This is a genomic window from Chitinophaga sp., assembly GCF_036569185.1.
Classification (GTDB): Bacteria; Bacteroidota; Bacteroidia; order Chitinophagales; family Chitinophagaceae; genus Chitinophaga.
The window spans coordinates 16,238-33,663 of record NZ_DATCRD010000353.1 but is presented as its reverse complement, the minus strand read 5'-3'; the positions used below and the strand labels follow the sequence as shown (position 1 = coordinate 33,663).

15 protein-coding genes are annotated in these 17,426 nt (G+C 45.8%); 4 read left to right on the top strand and 11 right to left on the bottom strand.

Annotated elements, in window-relative coordinates; all coding sequences use genetic code 11:
- Positions 1-482 precede the first annotated feature (482 nt).
- Entirely contained in the window at positions 483-1,067 is a 585-nt protein-coding gene (locus VIM72_RS26850) for a hypothetical protein (protein WP_332005898.1), read from the top strand.
- Between the two features lie 2 nt (positions 1,068-1,069).
- Positions 1,070-2,881 (top strand): excinuclease ABC subunit UvrC, encoded by a 1,812-nt coding sequence (gene uvrC, locus VIM72_RS26845; protein WP_332005897.1) that lies wholly within the window; start codon positions 1,070-1,072, stop codon positions 2,879-2,881.
- A gap of 90 nt (positions 2,882-2,971) precedes the next feature.
- Here the strand turns inward: uvrC and VIM72_RS26840 are convergent, their stop codons facing one another.
- The 9 genes from VIM72_RS26840 to VIM72_RS26800 form a co-directional block, all read right to left on the bottom strand.
- Positions 2,972-3,565, bottom strand: a complete 594-nt coding sequence (locus tag VIM72_RS26840; protein WP_332005896.1) for a DinB family protein — start codon at positions 3,563-3,565, stop codon at positions 2,972-2,974.
- 64 nt (positions 3,566-3,629) lie between these two features.
- Positions 3,630-4,205: a Crp/Fnr family transcriptional regulator gene (locus VIM72_RS26835; RefSeq protein WP_332005895.1), complete on the bottom strand. Its 576-nt coding sequence runs from the start codon at positions 4,203-4,205 to the stop codon at positions 3,630-3,632.
- A gap of 75 nt (positions 4,206-4,280) precedes the next feature.
- Entirely contained in the window at positions 4,281-5,309 is a 1,029-nt protein-coding gene (gene gldN / locus VIM72_RS26830) for a gliding motility protein GldN (protein WP_332005894.1), read from the bottom strand.
- 21 nt (positions 5,310-5,330) lie between these two features.
- Entirely contained in the window at positions 5,331-6,869 is a 1,539-nt protein-coding gene (gene gldM / locus VIM72_RS26825; protein WP_332005893.1) for a gliding motility protein GldM, read from the bottom strand.
- 55 nt (positions 6,870-6,924) lie between these two features.
- A complete protein-coding gene (gene gldL / locus VIM72_RS26820) occupies positions 6,925-7,662 on the bottom strand; it encodes a gliding motility protein GldL (protein ID WP_332005892.1) in 738 nt (245 codons plus the stop codon).
- Between the two features lie 146 nt (positions 7,663-7,808).
- A complete protein-coding gene (locus VIM72_RS26815; protein WP_260607365.1) occupies positions 7,809-9,092 on the bottom strand; it encodes an SUMF1/EgtB/PvdO family nonheme iron enzyme in 1,284 nt (427 codons plus the stop codon).
- 271 nt (positions 9,093-9,363) lie between these two features.
- Positions 9,364-11,409, bottom strand: coding sequence for a thioredoxin domain-containing protein (locus tag VIM72_RS26810; RefSeq protein WP_332005891.1), 2,046 nt, complete (start codon positions 11,407-11,409; stop codon positions 9,364-9,366).
- A gap of 174 nt (positions 11,410-11,583) precedes the next feature.
- Positions 11,584-12,375, bottom strand: coding sequence for a uroporphyrinogen-III synthase (locus VIM72_RS26805; protein ID WP_332005890.1), 792 nt, complete (start codon positions 12,373-12,375; stop codon positions 11,584-11,586).
- 35 nt (positions 12,376-12,410) lie between these two features.
- Complete coding sequence (locus tag VIM72_RS26800; RefSeq protein ID WP_332005889.1) at positions 12,411-13,412, bottom strand: DUF4271 domain-containing protein; 1,002 nt, start codon at positions 13,410-13,412, stop codon at positions 12,411-12,413.
- Positions 13,413-13,675: 263 nt separating this feature from the next.
- Here VIM72_RS26800 and hemW point away from each other — a divergent pair, with 263 nt between their 5' ends.
- Positions 13,676-14,803, top strand: coding sequence for a radical SAM family heme chaperone HemW (hemW, locus tag VIM72_RS26795; RefSeq protein ID WP_332005888.1), 1,128 nt, complete (start codon positions 13,676-13,678; stop codon positions 14,801-14,803).
- A gap of 60 nt (positions 14,804-14,863) precedes the next feature.
- Here hemW and VIM72_RS26790 read toward each other — a convergent pair whose 3' ends face one another.
- Both VIM72_RS26790 and VIM72_RS26785 read right to left on the bottom strand, forming a co-directional pair.
- Positions 14,864-15,838: a deoxyhypusine synthase family protein gene (locus VIM72_RS26790; protein WP_332005887.1), complete on the bottom strand. Its 975-nt coding sequence runs from the start codon at positions 15,836-15,838 to the stop codon at positions 14,864-14,866.
- Positions 15,839-15,991: 153 nt separating this feature from the next.
- Positions 15,992-16,444 carry a hypothetical protein gene (locus VIM72_RS26785; protein ID WP_332005886.1) on the bottom strand — a complete coding sequence of 151 codons (453 nt, stop codon included), beginning with the start codon at positions 16,442-16,444 and terminating at the stop codon, positions 15,992-15,994.
- A gap of 304 nt (positions 16,445-16,748) precedes the next feature.
- Here VIM72_RS26785 and VIM72_RS26780 point away from each other — a divergent pair, with 304 nt between their 5' ends.
- The gene (locus VIM72_RS26780; protein WP_332005885.1) at positions 16,749-17,345 is read left to right on the top strand and encodes an ACP phosphodiesterase; all 597 of its coding nucleotides are present in this window, start codon (positions 16,749-16,751) and stop codon (positions 17,343-17,345) included.
- Positions 17,346-17,426 lie beyond the last annotated feature (81 nt).

Below are 17,426 nucleotides of genomic sequence, written 5' to 3'. Positions count from 1 at the left end.
ATGTAACGCTTTCCCAGTGATCGCCTTCGGCGATTTTAAATTGTCTTGGAGCAGGATTAGGCTGATTATACTGATTAGCCTGATTTTATTTTTTGGGATTATTTAAAAATAGAAAGGGAAATAAAAGCGGAGGAATCTGCTTTCATTTCCCTTTTCTTTTGAAAAATATGGTTATCAGATGAAAGCAGGTATACGCTTTCATCTCTCAAAATCTTAAAAACAATCAGACTAATCAGTATAATCAGCCTAATCCTGCTCCAAGACAATTTCCATCGCCGAAGGCGATATTTTCCCGCTTTATTTATTAACTCCTGTAACATTTGGTTCATCACCTCCGTTTAACAAGCGTTACCCACGAAAAATATCAGCTCAACATGCTGATTTACATATTTTTAGTGCTCTCGACAGATTTGCTCATGCATCGATGCGCCGTTTTTACGGCGCATTTTTTATGACCCGCATTTAAGTATTAATTTTGCAGCATGAAAAAATACAGGCAAGCAACGGCATTGTTTACCATGATTGGCTTAATGGCCTGTAACCTGGCAACTAAACCATCGCTACCGAAGGCTCCCGATAAATTCGTGAAACTGCCTGAATATTTCAGCCAGGAGAATGCCCATATCCGCACAGGCGGTTATATACTGCATAAATCAGTGACCCTTAACGGTAAAACCGATACTACCAGTATCCCCGGCAACGACAGCGCTACCGTACACGACCTGTTAAAGCCCTTTATGGATGCGGATCTAAATAAACCATCCCTCCGGGATGAATATGATACTTCCGGCTTGTATGATCCATTTTCCGGGAGAAGATCACTGATCTATAAATCAAAAGGGAAACAGACCAACCCTTCGGAAATTACCCTTGAGCTGGATAAACAAGGCAACATACAACAGGTAAACATCCACTCCTATACCAGCAATATGGTATATGAATTCCGGCAGGATCTGCATTACCGGCAAAACCGGCAGGTCCGGATGACCACCTATCAGAAGATTGCTTTCCTGGCGCCCAAACAACTTGAAGTAAATGTAACGATTGCACCAAAAACAGGCATGTAAACATGACAGCAGCGGAGTTTCAGCAAATATCACACACCATACCGGGAGATGCCGGTATTTACAAATACTACGATGAATCAGGTACCCTGTTATATGTAGGGAAGGCTAAAAGTTTGCGTAAAAGGGTAAGCTCCTATTTCGTCAAAAACCACGACAACTATAAAACCCGCAAACTGGTAGAGCACATTCATCACATTGAGTTTACCATCGTTGATTCTGAGCAGGATGCTTTTCTGCTGGAAAACTCCCTCATCAAACAATTCAAGCCCAGGTATAATATTAACCTGAAAGATGATAAAACATACCCTTACATCGTTATCAAACATGAACCGTTTCCGCGGGTATTTTTCACCCGGAATGTGATAAAGGATGGTTCGGATTACCTGGGTCCCTTCACCTCGGTGGGAAGGGTAAGGGAAATACTGGATGTGATCAAATATAACATTCCCCTGCGTACCTGTAACCTGAATTTATCTGAAGAAAATATCCGCAAAGGAAAATTTAAAGTATGCCTGGAATATCATCTGGGCAACTGCAAAGGCCCTTGTGAGGGATTACAAACACAAGACGACTACCGCGAAGGATTGCAACAGGTAAAGAATGTATTAAAAGGCAATCTTACCCCGGTAGTAGCCTTGTTCAAAGAACAAATGCTGGAGCATGTATCGAAGATGGAATTTGAGAAAGCGGAGATCATGCGGAAAAAAATAGAAAGCCTGGAAGATTATTCCGCCAGATCCACTGTTGTAAACACCCGCATGGGCAATGTGGATGTGTTTTCCATTATCAGTGAAGGCAACCACGCATATGTAAATTACCTGCGCATCCTGAATGGCACTATTGCCGATACCAAAACCGTAACGCTGGAAAAACAGCTGGAAGAAAGCGATGAAGAAGTGCTGACCTATGCCATTGCCTACCTGCGGGAGGCGTTTAAAAGTATCAATTCAGAAATCGTAGTCCCGTTCCCGTTAACCTACCCGGAAAGTAATATTACTGTTACTGTTCCTAAAGGCGGCGATAAAAAGAAGGTGCTGGAATTGTCTGAGAAGAATGTGAATTATTTTAAAGAAGAACTATACCGTAAAAAGATCCTGCACCTGGAAGGGAAGTCGGACATGGAACGCAAACAGGTGCTTTACCAGTTGCAGGCCGACCTGGAATTACCCGCGTTACCGGAACATATCGAATGTTTCGATAACTCCAACTTCCAGGGCAGCTATCCTGTGGCGGCCTGCGTAGTATTCAAAGACGGAGTAGCTTCCAAAAAAGATTACCGGCACTTCAATATTAAAACAGTAGAAGGGATCAACGATTTCGCCTCCATGAAAGAAATCGTTTTCCGGCGCTACAACCGCCTGCTTGCAGAGCAGCAGCCGTTGCCCCAGTTAGTAATTATTGATGGCGGTAAAGGCCAGCTGGGCTCCGCTATGGAAAGCATCCGGGAATTGAACCTTATAGGCAGTATGACGGTAGTTGGCCTGGCTAAAAATGAAGAGGAGATATTTTTTCCGGGAGACTCAGAAAGCATCAAACTGCCCTACAACAGCGAGAGCCTGAAGCTCATCCGCCGGGTGCGCGATGAGGTACACCGGTTCGGCATCACTTTCCATCGCCAGAAAAGAAGTAAAGGAACCTTTAAAAATGAACTGGAAAGCATTAAAGGTATCGGTGGAAATACTGCTACACAACTATTAAAAACGTTCCGCTCAGTAGCTAAAATCAAACTTCTTTCACAGGAAGACCTGGTGAAAGAAGTGGGCGCTGCGAAAGCCAAACTGATCTGGGATCATTTCCATAAAGAAGATGCCTGACGATAATTGCTGGCCCGCTGGCTGCTATACAGCATTTTCCAGGTTCCGGTATAGATCAGATTCTTTCGATCTGTTCGAGCCCGCTGGCTACTATACAGCATTTTCCACCTGCTGCCGGCTACTGATAGCCTTCTCCGCCTGTAAAATATGCCGGCGGATATGTGCAGTTAAAAAACAAAACGTATCACCTGCAGATAATTTTATCAAACCCGATAATGAGGTCCGCACTTTTATCTGACGGATATTTACTTTCGCCGCACGCAGCAACAGGTTCTCCATTTGTTCCTGCTGCTGAATAAATTCGCTTAATACCGGTGCTATCTCTGGTTGAACTGATGGTAAATGCCCCTTGGGCGATTTCATACGTGACCGTAACTGGCCGTTGGCGCCAGGCTCCATGAGCCGGGTAAACCAGGCGCCCACCCAACTGCTGCGGAACAGGGAAGCAGGCTTGCTGTTACGTCTTTCAGCCTTGGTAATTGCCTCATCCAGTGCCGGCAGGTAAAACCGGCCATAGGTGTTCAGATGTTCCAGGCATTGCACGGCACTCCACCGGTCAGGGCCGGACGTATGTTGCAATGCGGCGTCTGATTGTCCGCCGAAACGGCTCTCCGCTTTATATTTCATTTCCACATTCTTTCTTCGCAGTTCCTGCAGCAGTTCATCACTGTTTACGCTGGTCATGTTGTATTTGTTTACACAAAACTAGGCGTGCGGAGGATACAAAATCTTTGCGCAGATCAACATTTTATAGTTTCACAGTACTCAGCAGTTTGCTGAAGGTAGCGGGATCTATTCCAAGATATGAAGCCAGGTACTTATGTGGGATCAATTGTAATACGTGAGGGCTGCGGGTAAGTAAGGTCCTGAATTTTTGTTCTGCAGAGAAAGACAGCAATTCTTTATGCCTTTCCAGTACGCCGGCCAATGCCGCAACGGTGGCCAGCCGCACCCATCTTTCAAAGATGGGGTATTGCAAGGTAAGCCGGTTAAAGTCTGCATACGACAGGCGAAGCAATTCGCTATGGGTAAGTGTTTCAAGATACCAGGGGGATGGTTGCTGGAGCTGGAAGGAATCCAGCACTCCCGAAAAGGAGCCGGCATAAGTAAATACGAGCGTGGATTCTTTATCATTTTCGAGGGAGAAAACGCGTTGAACACCTGCAGTCACGAAGTAGAGATATTTTTCTATTTCCCCTGCTGCGGTCATCACTTCTTTCCGTTTAAACTGGACCGGATGCCAGCAGGCGGCCAGAGCCTCCCATACATCATCGGGAAGAGGCATTACCTGGAAAACAATTTTACGTAGCTGCTGAAGGGGCATAGCGGCAAGATAAAAAAAGAAAGGCAATCAGCATAACTGATTGCCTTCCCGTATTGATCGGTGATCATTTTTTGATTAGTACTGCCAGAGGTCCTGCTCTTTGTTAAAGATACGGTCGTGAATGGCTTGTCCTTCCAGGAGGCGCATGGTACCGTCTTTAATGTAGTCTTTGATCTCGCGGTTGTAGGTATTGTTTTCCTTTACTATGTAGCTGCCAAAGAAGCGCATTTCAAAAAGGTCTTCCCAGCTGATAGTAGAAGCATCGTTATTCTGGTTATATACATCATGTTTAGCCAGAACAGCGCGGCAATCCGGATAATACACCCAGAATAAAGGGATGGATGCACGTACGCTGCCATCTTCATTTATACGGGATACCATTGGAGCTATACCGAGTATGCGAACCTTGAGAGCGGAAGCTTCTTTATCGAATACCCATACTTCTTTGATCTTGTACTGTTTGATGGTACGTGGATCGAAGTCGTCGCGGGTAGTCACCATTTTTTCTTCGCCGGTTACCGGATCTATACTACGTACAGTTCTTTCTTCACCGGCGAGTTTGGTTTGTATTTCCGAGTAGGGCATTACAGTCGTAAAACGGTCGTCGATAGCGTTGAAAGCTTCTATCTCTTTATTCTTGATAGCTTCGAGCAAAATATTAATGAACAGTTGGTTCACACCAGACTCATCTTCCACATTATACTGGAAGGGGAGGTTGATCTTTTCCCTGATATCGATTACCTGCCATACGCGTTTTTCCCAGAACCTGTCATCCTCACGGATATAATCGTAGGCAATGGGTGTACGTTCCCTGGCAAGGTTCCTTTCCACCACACCATCCACGCGCAGCGATTTACGGGGAGTATCTACCAGCGGGGCTGATATATCATCCGGGCGCAAAGAAGCCGGGGGAGCAGCAGTGGGAGGAGGAGGTGCTACGGCATTCCCGGTAGCCGGGTTTACCACGCTATCCGGTGCAGGTGTTGCTGTGGTTGCAGTTCTGCGGCGGGTAGTACCACCACGGCGTTGCGCTTCAGCAGCTGTTGCCAGCATCACCAGCAAAAGAGTGCACCAACCAATTCTGTTAAATATTACTGCTCGCATAATTCAGTAATTAATGGACCGTTAGTTTAATTTAAATATTGTACTCGGCATAGAACGAACCACATTATCCGGGCCTTTCACTTTTACGTTTTCAAAGAAAACCTCATCGCCTGGGCGCAGTGAACGGATGGATGCAGCTACGCTTCCGGGGAAATACGCTGAAGTAGCATCACCTTCCTGGTATTCTTTGCCTTTTGCAGAGATACCAACGCGGTAACCGATTACTTCGTATTTCACGCCTTCAAATTCAAAATCTTCGAGGTCGGCACGTAAGCCTCCCTGTACTTTAAAGTCGGCAGCTTTCATGCTTCCGCCTTTATTAACACCTACTTTCAGCACCGGGTCCGGAACACGTTTTACACGGAATTCTTTCTGACCGAGTGATTTGGTTTTACCATCGATGTTGGCAACTACATTAATTACCGCTTTGCCTGGCTGGCTTACAGTTACGATGTATTCGCCGGAAGCACGTTTGGTCATATTACCACCTGATATAGAGGCAGATACCTGTTCAGCAGGTACACCGGCAGCAGAGATAGAGATAGGATTCTGCAGGCCGATATACAGCACGTTCATTTTATCTGCGGAAATAGAGGTTGCCGAAGCACCTACATTATAAGTTTCTGTAAAGGGATAGGTTTCAGGAGCGCCACCAGTTGGGCTAGGTAAGGTAATAGTACCGGTCAGTGTTTTTTCACCAATGCCGGAAACAGCAGATGTAAATACTCCTAAACCTTCATGCGCTTCAATAGTCTGACCATTCACAACGATAGTCGGATTAACCGTGGTGCTGTAAGCGCCTACTGCGATATTGGCAGTTAAGGTTTGTCCTTCCATCAGGTTTTTGGAATTCAGGGAGATAAATGGTCTTACTTTATCGAATTTGAATGTATTCGCATCAATCTGACGGAACAGATCATCGATAATGGCAGACTCAGAGTTTTTGATATCATTCTGGAATTTACCCAGGATGGTTACGGCTGCAATGGTAGGCACCATGTTGAAGTGGTAGGTTGTCCATGATTTAGGACCACTGCCATGTTCATCATTTGATTTGCCTACTTCTATTTTAAGTGGTAAAGTTTTTTCGAACTGATCTTTCTTTTTTGGATCAACGAAAGAGAGCAATTTAGCACGTAAATCCTTCAGTTTAGCTTCCAGCTCAGGGCCTTTCTTCATGTTTTCCATTACTCTGGTAGGAGCATCCAGCCCGGCTTTATCCTTGATTTCACCATGTTCATCAAAACCGCCACTTTCTGTAATGATGGTTTTCTTTAAAGATTCAACATAGTCGTACATACTGGCGGAGATCTGTTTCACCTGTTGCGCCTTGGCTCTGAGAGGTGCTGTTTTTTCCGCGTTATCCTTCATCTGTGCATCAAACTGCCGGTAGATAAAGTCATTCTTGTCAGCTAAGGATTTATTTGAAGTATTAATTGAGTTATTTACGATACTAAAAGCGTTCAATATTTCAGCAGAGACGTTCAACGCCAGCATGGCCGTCAAGACCAGGTACATGATGTTGATCATCTTCTGCCTAGGATCTTTAGGTAGTGCCATAGTTTGTTTACAGATTTAATTGATATGTGTTAATTCAAAAACTATTAGCTGTACCTTATCTTCCTCCGTGCATAGCGCTCAGCATGTTACCATAAATTGAGTTCAGGTTGCTGAGGTTTTTAGCGAGCAGGGAAATTTGTTCCTGTGTTTTCTTGGCATCTTCAATGCTGCCACTCATAGCACTGGAAGCATTCTGCAGGTTGCTGTAGAATGAATTCATTGCTTTCAGGTGGTTGTTGGTGTCCTGGAGTTCCAGTTCATAGATAGCATTGAGGGAAGCCAGATTTTTAGTCATACCCTGCATCTGTACATGGAAATCTTTGGTAGACTCTGATGCACTATTGAAAGAAGATACAGCGGCGGCGGCAGTAGTGTAGGCATTTGCCACATTACCGATAGCGCTGGCAGCTTCTCTGGTTTTTTGTGTGTAATCTCCAGTGGCTGCTACTACATCGCTGATATCTCTCATTTTATCAACGGTAGTACCCAGTTTCTGGAAGTTTTCGCTTAAGCGCTGCAGGTTGGCAGGAGTAATATCTGCTTCCTGGAGCATTTTGTCAAGGCCGGCTACAGCAGGGCTTCCTGCTACTGCCACCACCTGTCCTTCTGCATGTGTCCCGGTATCAGGTACAAAAGCATATACGAAAAAGATCAGCGCTTCAACGCTCAGACCCAGGATCAAAGCAATATCTGCTCCGCGCCAGTGCTGTAATTTGAACAATGCTCCCACGATTACTACGGAAGCAGCAATACATACGAAAAAGTTCAGCCATTTAGCTTTGTTAGGATTCATAGCCATAGGTTAAAATTTACTGGTTAAAATGTTAGTTAAAGTCTGTATGGAATAGTTAATTCTCACTGATTTACTCATAATAGTGTACATACTACAAAGGTTTCTTTGGTGTTAATAAATACAGGCTATTACCGGTTTTAATTATCCTATCTGTGCTTTACCCGTCTGCTCAGGGCAATGGTACATCTGAAACCAACATAGGATTTCGAACTATCCTGGTACTCATAAGTTCTGGTACCGGTTTGAAGGAAGTATCCCACGTCTTTCCAGGAACCGCCCCTGATTGCTTTACGTTTCATTTTTAATGGTGCATCATCCGGCACATCCATTCTCAGATATGGGTTCATATCCGATGTGAAAGAATAAGCGTTTTCGTAAAAGATATCTGCTGTCCATTCTGCAACGTTGCCGGACATGTTGTATAAACCATAGTCGTTAGGCCAGTAGGCATCTGCACGAACAGTGTAAAAACCACCGTCTTCCGGATAGTTACCCCTGCCTGGTTTGAAGTTAGCCAGCAAACATCCTTTTTTGTTGCGGATGTAGTAACCACCCCATGGGTAAGGCGTTTGTTCTCTTCCGCCGCGGGCGGCATATTCCCACTGTGCTTCAGAAGGTAACTGGAACTTATCTTCCGTGAACAGCTTTTTGCTGGCGCGGTAGTCTTCCCAGAACTTACTTCTCCACTCACAGAAAGCGGTTGCCTGGTGCCAGTTCACACCTACTACCGGATAGTTATCGAACGCCGGGTGCCAGAAGTACATACGCGTCATCGGCTCGTTGTAGGCGTAAGAGAAATCCCTGATCCAGCACAATGTATCCGGATAAATGGGCACGTCTTTCTTAACAATAAAAGTAGAACGCGGCTTACCGAAATTCTCTCTCAGCTTCGCTTTATCCCAGTTAAAGGTTTCCTGGTGGTATATCAGTTTACCTACGTCAATATCCTTACGGCCATATAACCGGTCTGCTTCGGTATATACCATCGCATCCAGCTTTTCCATGGTCGCTTTGTCTTTATATACAATCTTCTGCTTCCAGTCAATTATATCATGACCATCATCAGATTTTACATGCCCCAGTAAAATATGGGCAATTGAGTCCTGTACCCAATTCACGAACTGGCGGTATTCATTATTCGTGATTTCCGTAGCATCCATGTAGAAACCGGAAATGGAAATCGACTTGTTACGCGCCGTATACGCATAGTTTACGTCCTCATCACTGGGACCCATGTGAAAAGTTCCGGCTGGTATATATACCATTCCGTACGGTACAGGGGGAGTGTACTTCGGTCTTGGGCTTACGCCGATCAATTGCCCTTGTGCATTCTTTGGGGTTTTACTACCGCCACAGCTGGCCAGCAGGGAAACCAGCAAAACTGCCAACAGACCTTTTACATAGTTAAGCTTCATAAGGGTAGCTTTCATCAGAATATGTTTTTTCTATTAACCAGCCTGGTGTGATTTGCCTGTATACAAGGGAACACATTTCTCATTTTTTCACCCGCTTTGTTTATATGAAAGATAGCAAATGTAATAATTTATTTTAATCCGTAGTGACTTTTTATCCAACTTTTTCAATTCGCCCTATATCCGGTCTGTAACTAGTTTAAACGCGCCTTTTAACATTTTATTATATAAACGTAATAACATTTATTGAATCAATACCTCCCCTTACAAGGGGCAAGTTACATAATTATTATATTAAATTAATAATTTCTTCTATATAATGTACCGGCTTAATGCAATGATAATCTTTACATAAATACACCAGTGTCTCATTTTCCTGCTCCCGTGCGGTCAGCAGCGGAATCCCCGGAATATTTTTTTGGGCGCCCACAAGCACCCTGTACGGAAGGAACCATTTTCCCGCCTCCTCCATCCTTTCCCTGTAATCTTTTCCAACAATGGCCAGTTCAGGGGTGCCTTTTACCAATTGCAATAACTGGCTCGCCCACACGCCGAAAGATGTAGGGTATCTGACTATAGTTTGCGAAAGGCTGGAAACAGCTTCCACGCAACGATCCGCCCATTCTTTCTGATCAAAAACAACGGAAAGATACCAAAGGTTCTGCATCATTACCGCATTGCCGCTGGGCACCGCGCCGTCGTACACTTCCTTCTTCCGTACTATCACATCGTTCTGTCCATCAATGGTATAGTAAAAAAACAAGCCGCTTTCATCACTGAAATGAGCCGTTACAAACGCTGTAATATCCCGCGCTTCATACAAATACCGGGTATCACCGGTGATCTCCTGTAACGCAATCAGCGCCCGGATTAAACACGCATAATCATCCAGGAACGCCGGGTACTTCGCCTGCTGCTGTTTCCAGGTATGGTAAAACCCGCCGCCGGCTGTCCCCTGGCGAAAACTGGTTAAACAGAAATCCATATTGCGGATAGCTATCTCCCGGTAAGCCGGTACGCCCAAAGCTGCATAGGCTTTACAGTACGCATGCACCATCAGGGCATTCCATCCCAACAGGATCTTATCGTCCAAACCCGGCCGGATCCGGTTAGCCCTTACCGCCAGCAGCTTTTCCCGGCAACCCTTTAACATCGCCCCTAAAATACCTGCATCATATCCTCTCTCTGCAGCAAAAACCTCCAGGGGCTGCTGTACCCATAATATGTTCTGCTCCTCCCAGTTGCCATGCTCGGTTACGTCATAATACTCACAAAAAAGCTTTGCCTGTTCCCCGAGTATATGATGGATCTCCGCTTTGCTCCAGGTATAAAACTTCCCCTCTACGCCCTCAGAATCCGCATCCAGGGCGGCATAAAAGCCTCCCTCAGGCGATGTCATTTCCCGGGCTATAAAATCCATTGTATCCCTGATCGTTTGCGCATATATTTCATTGCGCGTAAGCTGGTAAGCATCGCACAGCACATCAATCAGCAGCGCATTGTCATACAACATCTTCTCAAAATGAGGCGCCAGCCACTTTTCATCAGTGGAATAACGTGCAAACCCGCCGCCTAACTGATCGTAAAGGCCGCCCTGCAACATTTTATCAAGCGATAACAACGCCTGTTGCAGCGCTTCCGGATGCTGGTAAGCATGATGATACCGCAACAGGTAAGCAATGGTAAACGTTTGCGGGAACTTAGGCGCCCGCCCGAAACCACCCCAGCGGGTATCGGCCTGCTTCAATATATTTTCGCAAATGGTATCACACTGCGCTTTTGTAAATAATTCTTCAAAGGGGATATCCAGGTGTAAACCCGGCTGCTGGCCAAACTGGGCCGATTGCCGGATATGCTGTACCAGGTTATCGGCCTGGGACTCAATTTCATCGCGCTTATGCCGGAATGCATCAGCCAGCGATAACAGCACATCTGTCCAGGAAGGACGACTGTATGCTTTCACCGGCGGAAAGTAAGTACCCCCGTAAAAAGGCTTCCTGTCCGGCGTAAGAAAAACGTTCAACGGCCAGCCACCGGCACCGGTCATCGCCTGTACGGCATCCATGTAAATATGATCCAGGTCCGGCCTCTCCTCGCGGTCTATTTTGATATTAATGAAATGCTCATTCATGATGGCAGCCGTGGCCTCCTGCTTAAAACTTTCCCGCTCCATTACATGGCACCAGTGGCACGCGGCGTACCCGATACTTACCAGTATAGGCTTATCTTCCTGCAACGCACGTTGCAGGGCTTCTTCTCCCCACGGATACCAGTTTACAGGATTATGCGCATGCTGTAGCAGATATGGACTGGTTTCACTGATAAGCTTATTCATGGATTCCCCCCTACGCGATAAATATTGATTGATCTTCTATTTCTTCTACAAAGAAATTTATTTTTTCAGGATTACAAAGAAATTTTTTGGGAGCAGCCCCTGCATTACCGTGGCAGTAAAAAAACAGGGATGGCATAATGCCATCCCTGCCAGCTTTATTGCAGAAGAAATTACTTACTTTTTTGCCAGGGTGGTCAGGTACTGCTCCAGCGCGGCGGCCATAGATGGCGCCTGCGGAAGCGGAGCCTTTACATCCAGTCTTAATCCCGCTTCTTCCACTGCAGCAGAGGTAGTAGGGCCGAAGGCGCCGATATGCGTTCCGTTCTGCACAAACTCCGGCATATTCTCAAACAATGATTTCACACCGGAAGGGCTGAAAAATACGATCATATCGTAGGCTGTAGCTGCCAGTACCTCCTTTACATCGGTAGAAACAGTTTTGTAAAGCGTAGCAGTGGCATAGTCGCACTTGTTCGCTTTCAACCATTCCTCAATATCTTTCTTCTGGCTGTCGGAGCTGGGGAACAGGAATTTTTCATTGTCCCTGTGTTTGTTCATTACCTCCAGCACGCCTTTGGTAGAACCGTCTGCCCCATAAAATACCTTCCGCTTCCGGTAAAGGATAAATTTTTGCAGATACAACGCAACTGCTTCAGTAATACAAAAGTATTTGCACTCCTGTGACACCTTAATCTTCATCTCCTCGCAGATCCGGAAAAAGTGGTCCACCGAATTACGGCTGGTGAAAATCACCGCCGTATAGCTGAGAATGTCGATTTTCTGTTTTCGGAACTCCTTCGCTGGCAAACCTTCCACCCTTATGAACGGATAAAAATCCAATTTTATATTGAATTTCCTGGCCAGATCAAAGTAGGGTGACTTTTCTGTTTCAGGCTTAGGTTGAGAAATTAGGATTGACTGAATTTGTTTTCCTTGCAAATCTTTTTTTGGCCCGCCTTTTATCATACTTTTTTTGCTCTTGTGTTAACAATAGGCGATAATCAGGGATTACCAGTTAACCAGATATTCTGCAGCACCTTGGTTAATATTAAAACAGGCGCTACTTCGAAAGCGCAAAGGTAAAGAAAAAAATGCAATTTACTGAAAGATAGGTACTGCCTAACCAGGGAATAAGATCTAATATAACGATAGATAATAAGTAATACAATAAAAAACAAGGATATATATAGAAAAGTACGCGCTATTTCCGGTGAACAAAAAGCAATAATCACCAAAAACGGCACCAGCAACACCCCGAGAATTTTGTTGATCAGGTAAAGAATGAAAATATAGGCATCCGCCAATTCGGAATTCCCAAACAACCATCCGCAAAACCGCAGCATAACGTACTTAAAACCATATACCACGGCTACCATCAATACCAAACCGGGTATCAGCAACCAGGGCTCCGCCTGCGGAAATACCTGCTGCCGGTACAGTACCAGGTAAAAATACAGTCCCAGTGCAACGGCAAAGAAAATATTCAGCAGCAAGTTCGGAAAAGGCGACTGCGACAGCTGGTCTTTCAACTGGCGCTGGCTCAATGTGGGATTAAGAAACGCCCGGAACAGATCAGAGAAATATTTCCTGTAAGATAAGCGGATGATACTCAATACCAGCAATACGCCGGCCATCAGGTAAATCAGCCAGTCCATATTACGGTAAGGCCTTATCGGGTTAGTATCCACAAACCTGGGTTTTCCTGGTTTCAGGAAGACGTTTTCCTGCGATATCTTCTTCAGGTAAAGATCATAAGCAGATACCGGCTTTACTTTAGGCGCTGCGGCGAGGGCAAGACTATCTGTTTTCAGGGCGGCAGTATCCTTTCCTGATCTTGCAGAATCCTTCCCCGCCCGCGCAATGGCCGGCAAAACGGCCCTGGTACTGTCTTTCCTGACAGGTGCGGTACGCGGTTTCGGACGCAGTGAATCTGCTGCAATGCGGGTAGCCGCCGGCTTTTTCTTTACTGCCGGCGCCGCAGCGGAATCTGTTGTTTGTGCCAAAACCGGCAAATAACCCAAAATGAATAACAGCAGTAACCAGTTTCGCACCAGGAAAATATTTTGCAATGACTTTAAATCGGTTTTTCAATAACCCGTTCCCAAAGAAAGAATCAACAGCAATTAACGACCTCCGCCCACCTCACAAAAAGGAAACGCAATTTTGATATCGCAAATATATTAAAATAGTCCATAGTTGACCGGAGTGTAGTAAAGGGAAGAAGGTATCTTTGCGGCCAATACAGGTAAACAATTACAAAAACGTCATGGCCGGAATTTATTTACATATTCCTTTTTGCAGGCAGGCCTGTCACTACTGCAATTTCCATTTCTCCACCTCGCTGGCGCAACAGGGAGCAATGGTAAACAGCCTGCTGCAGGAAATTACCCTGCAAAAAAACTACCTGGAGCAGGAACCGGTACACACCATCTACTTTGGCGGCGGCACTCCCAGCCTCCTGAAAGAGCAGGAACTTACTGCATTGCTGCTACACCTGCGCGCTACGTTCAATGTGGCGCCTGATGCTGAAATCACGCTGGAGGCCAACCCCGACGATCTTACCGCTGAAAAACTTATCCAACTCAAAAACGCCGGCATCAACCGGCTGAGCATAGGTGTACAGTCATTTCACGAAGAAGACCTTACCTGGATGAACCGGGCACACAATAGCCGACAGGCGGAAGACTGTATCAAACTGGCGCAGGACCTGGGCTTTCATAATATCACCATCGACCTCATTTATGGAGGGCCTACCCTCACAGATGAGGGTTGGGAACAAAACGTAAAGCAGGCCATTGCCCTGGGCATTCCGCATTTGTCGTGTTATGCACTTACTGTAGAACCAGGAACAGCGCTGGATCATTTTATAAAGAAAAAGAAAATGGCTGCCACCGATCCCGATAAGGCCGCGCAACATTTTGAAATGCTGATGGAATGGCTGGGCGCCGCAGGATATGAGCATTATGAAATCTCCAATTTCGCTTTACCCGGATGGCATTCCCGGCATAACAGCAGCTACTGGCAGGGTAAGCCATATCTCGGCCTGGGCCCCTCCGCACACTCTTTCAACGGGGCTTCCAGGCAATGGAACATCGCCAATAATGCCCAATACATCAAAAGTATTGCTGCCGGTAAAGTGCCTTTTGAAATTGAGTCACTCACTACTGCCATGCAGTTTAATGAGTATATTATGACTTCCCTCCGTACTTCGGCAGGATGCAACCTGGAATGGGTAGCGGAGAAATTCGGGACAGACCATACCATTCACCTGCTGGCGCACAGTGAGCCCTATATCAGGATGGGCCGCATAGAGAAGGTGGGGGAAACATTGCGGTTAACAAAAGCCGGACGCCTGTTTGCAGATGGAATAGCCGGCGAGTTATTCATCTTATAAAATAAAAAAGCAGCGGAAATGCTCTCCGCTGCTTACTATATATACATTCACAATACTTAATTACCATCCCAGGATGTACGCAAACATCAGCGGGGCTACAATGGTAGCATCTGATTCCACGATAAATTTAGGCGTATTGATATCCAGTTTACCCCAGGTAATTTTCTCGTTAGGCACTGCGCCGGAGTAAGAACCGTAGGAAGTGGTAGAATCGGATATCTGGCAGAAGTAGCCCCAGAAAGGTACATCTGTCCATTCCAGGTCCTGGTACATCATTGGCACTACACAGATCGGGAAATCGCCTGCAATACCGCCACCAATCTGGAAGAAACCAACACCCTTACCGGCGGAGTTTTTACGGTACCATTCAGACAGGTAGATCATGTATTCAATACCGCTTTTCATAGTAGACGTTTTCAGTTCGCCTTTGATGCAGTAAGATGCAAAGATGTTACCCATGGTGCTGTCTTCCCAGCCCGGCACGATGATAGGAATATTTCTTTCGGCAGCGGCGATCATCCAGCTGTTCTTCGGATCAATTTCATAATGCTCTTTCATGACGCCGCTCAGCAGGAGCTTATACATGAATTCATGCGGGAAATAGCGTTCACCGGCTTCTTCTGCTTCTTTCCATATTTTGTAGATATGTTTCTGAATACGGCGGAATGCTTCTTCTTCCGGGATACAGGTATCTGTAACACGGTTAAAGCCCTGCTCCAGCAGATCCCATTCTTCCTGCGGGCTCAGATCACGGTAGTTAGGTACTCTCTTGTAGTGTGTATGCGCTACCAGGTTCATGATATCTTCTTCCAGGTTAGCACCGGTGCAGGAAATGATGTCCACTTTACCCTGACGGATCATTTCCGCGAAAGAAATGCCCAGTTCAGCCGTACTCATCGCACCGGCCAATGTCACCATCATTTTACCGCCTTCCAGCAGATGTGTTTCATATCCTTTGGCAGCATCCACCAATGCAGCTGCATTAAAGTGGCGGTAATGGTGCTGGATAAATTGAGAAACAGGTCCCTTATTCATGTCATTTAATCATTTATACATTAACGGTCTGGCTAATAAAGCCTTAACAGGGGGCAAAGTTAAGATAATTTTTGCAGGGGCAAGGGCGTGGGGATAAAACAAAAAGGGCCCGCGGCAAATGCCACAGACCCTGTATTTTTAACACTACTAAAACTAAGCTTTTTTCAAGCGGCTGTGTACCGTCATATTGGCCCCTGCATCTGTTTTGATCACAGTCCAGGTATCAGTACTTTCCAATGTTACAAAATATACCACATTTTCTGAAGATGCATATTCCACTACACAATAAATGCTGCTGTTGGAATATTTCTTATTCAGCTTACTAAGCACTCTCAGTGGCAGCTGATCGCCCTGCAGGTAGCGGGAGGTGGCCAGCAGCGTGCCGTCTTCCTTAAAGAAAGCGGTTACTTTCGTATTGCTCATGGTAAACTTGGCGGTAAAGGTTTTGTTATCCTCCGTATACCACTTCACATCGGTTGCACCGGTAAAGGATTCGTTGAAGGTACTGTTGATCTTGTTGTTAACAGTAGTTTCATAAGGGCTTGCAAAAAGTGCATGTGCACTCAGCATAAGCGCTGCGCTGATTAATACAATAAGTTTTTTCATGGCGGAAAAAATTTATGATGATTGTAATTTTTTGTTTCGATGAGTCAAAGCTACGCCCCAAAGTGCCTGGTGGTCAAGGCATACTTTACTGGTGGAGGCACATGATTAGTTGGGCTATCCGCTAATGAACGTCCGCCTGACCGGTGGCGGACATAGGGCTGTAAAGACCAGCCATGGCGGGTTTGTTGGTGCCAACCTGCCAATGTTGCTTGGGCTGGAGTTAAGAAATTGTTAAAATGGATAAGGCTACAGGGTAAACAGACCAGCCACTGCCAATTGGCGTATAAATACGTACCTTGAGACGATGAACTACCTGGCCCATGCTTATTTATCGTTTAACCAGCCGGAACTGATCACCGGTAATCTCATTGCCGATTTTGTAAAGGGGAAAAAAGGCCTGTCGGCCTACCCGGAAGGGATACAGCAGGGCATCCGTATACACAGGGCTATCGACAACTTTACTGACCAACACCCTATAACAGCCAGGGCTAAACAATTTTTCCGTCCATCCTGTGGATTATACAGCGGCGTATTTACGGACCTGGTGTACGATCACTTCCTGGCCACTGATCCTGAGCGCTTTACCAACAACTCATTATATTCGTTTGCCCGTTACGTTTACAGCCAGGTGAACCAGCGCACGCAACAACTGCCGCCGGCTTTCCTGCAGATGTTTGAGCACATGCAGGCCTATAACTGGCTGTATAATTACCATACCACCGAAGGCATTTCCAGATCCATCAGGGGAGTAGCTCGTCGCGCCAGGTACCTGGAAACCGACAACAGTATTGTATTTGCTGTGTTCATGGAGCATTATGCCGCACTGAAAGAATGCTACCAGGATTTCTTTCCCGGGCTGCAGGCTTATGTGAAAGAACTGCTGCAAACCGAAAACCGCTAACGGCTTGTTAAATGAGAGAACTACGCTTTTCAGATTCCCTAAAAAAAAGTAGGTTTGCCGCCAACAATCTATAAAAGAAAT

Coding starts and splice junctions, on each gene's coding strand:
- gldL (WP_332005892.1), bottom strand. CDS start 7,662: ATGAATCCTAACAAAGCTAAATGGCTGAACTTTTTCGTATGTATTGCT.
- VIM72_RS26815 (WP_260607365.1), bottom strand. CDS start 9,092: ATGAAAGCTACCCTTATGAAGCTTAACTATGTAAAAGGTCTGTTGGCA.
- VIM72_RS26790 (WP_332005887.1), bottom strand. CDS start 15,838: ATGAATAAGGGACCTGTTTCTCAATTTATCCAGCACCATTACCGCCAC.
- VIM72_RS26835 (WP_332005895.1), bottom strand. CDS start 4,205: ATGCCCCTTCAGCAGCTACGTAAAATTGTTTTCCAGGTAATGCCTCTT.
- VIM72_RS26785 (WP_332005886.1), bottom strand. CDS start 16,444: ATGAAAAAACTTATTGTATTAATCAGCGCAGCGCTTATGCTGAGTGCA.
- VIM72_RS26810 (WP_332005891.1), bottom strand. CDS start 11,409: ATGAATAAGCTTATCAGTGAAACCAGTCCATATCTGCTACAGCATGCG.
- VIM72_RS26850 (WP_332005898.1), top strand. CDS start 483: ATGAAAAAATACAGGCAAGCAACGGCATTGTTTACCATGATTGGCTTA.
- VIM72_RS26805 (WP_332005890.1), bottom strand. CDS start 12,375: ATGATAAAAGGCGGGCCAAAAAAAGATTTGCAAGGAAAACAAATTCAG.
- gldN (WP_332005894.1), bottom strand. CDS start 5,309: ATGCGAGCAGTAATATTTAACAGAATTGGTTGGTGCACTCTTTTGCTG.
- VIM72_RS26840 (WP_332005896.1), bottom strand. CDS start 3,565: ATGACCAGCGTAAACAGTGATGAACTGCTGCAGGAACTGCGAAGAAAG.
- gldM (WP_332005893.1), bottom strand. CDS start 6,869: ATGGCACTACCTAAAGATCCTAGGCAGAAGATGATCAACATCATGTAC.
- hemW (WP_332005888.1), top strand. CDS start 13,676: ATGGCCGGAATTTATTTACATATTCCTTTTTGCAGGCAGGCCTGTCAC.
- uvrC (WP_332005897.1), top strand. CDS start 1,070: ATGACAGCAGCGGAGTTTCAGCAAATATCACACACCATACCGGGAGAT.
- VIM72_RS26780 (WP_332005885.1), top strand. CDS start 16,749: ATGAACTACCTGGCCCATGCTTATTTATCGTTTAACCAGCCGGAACTG.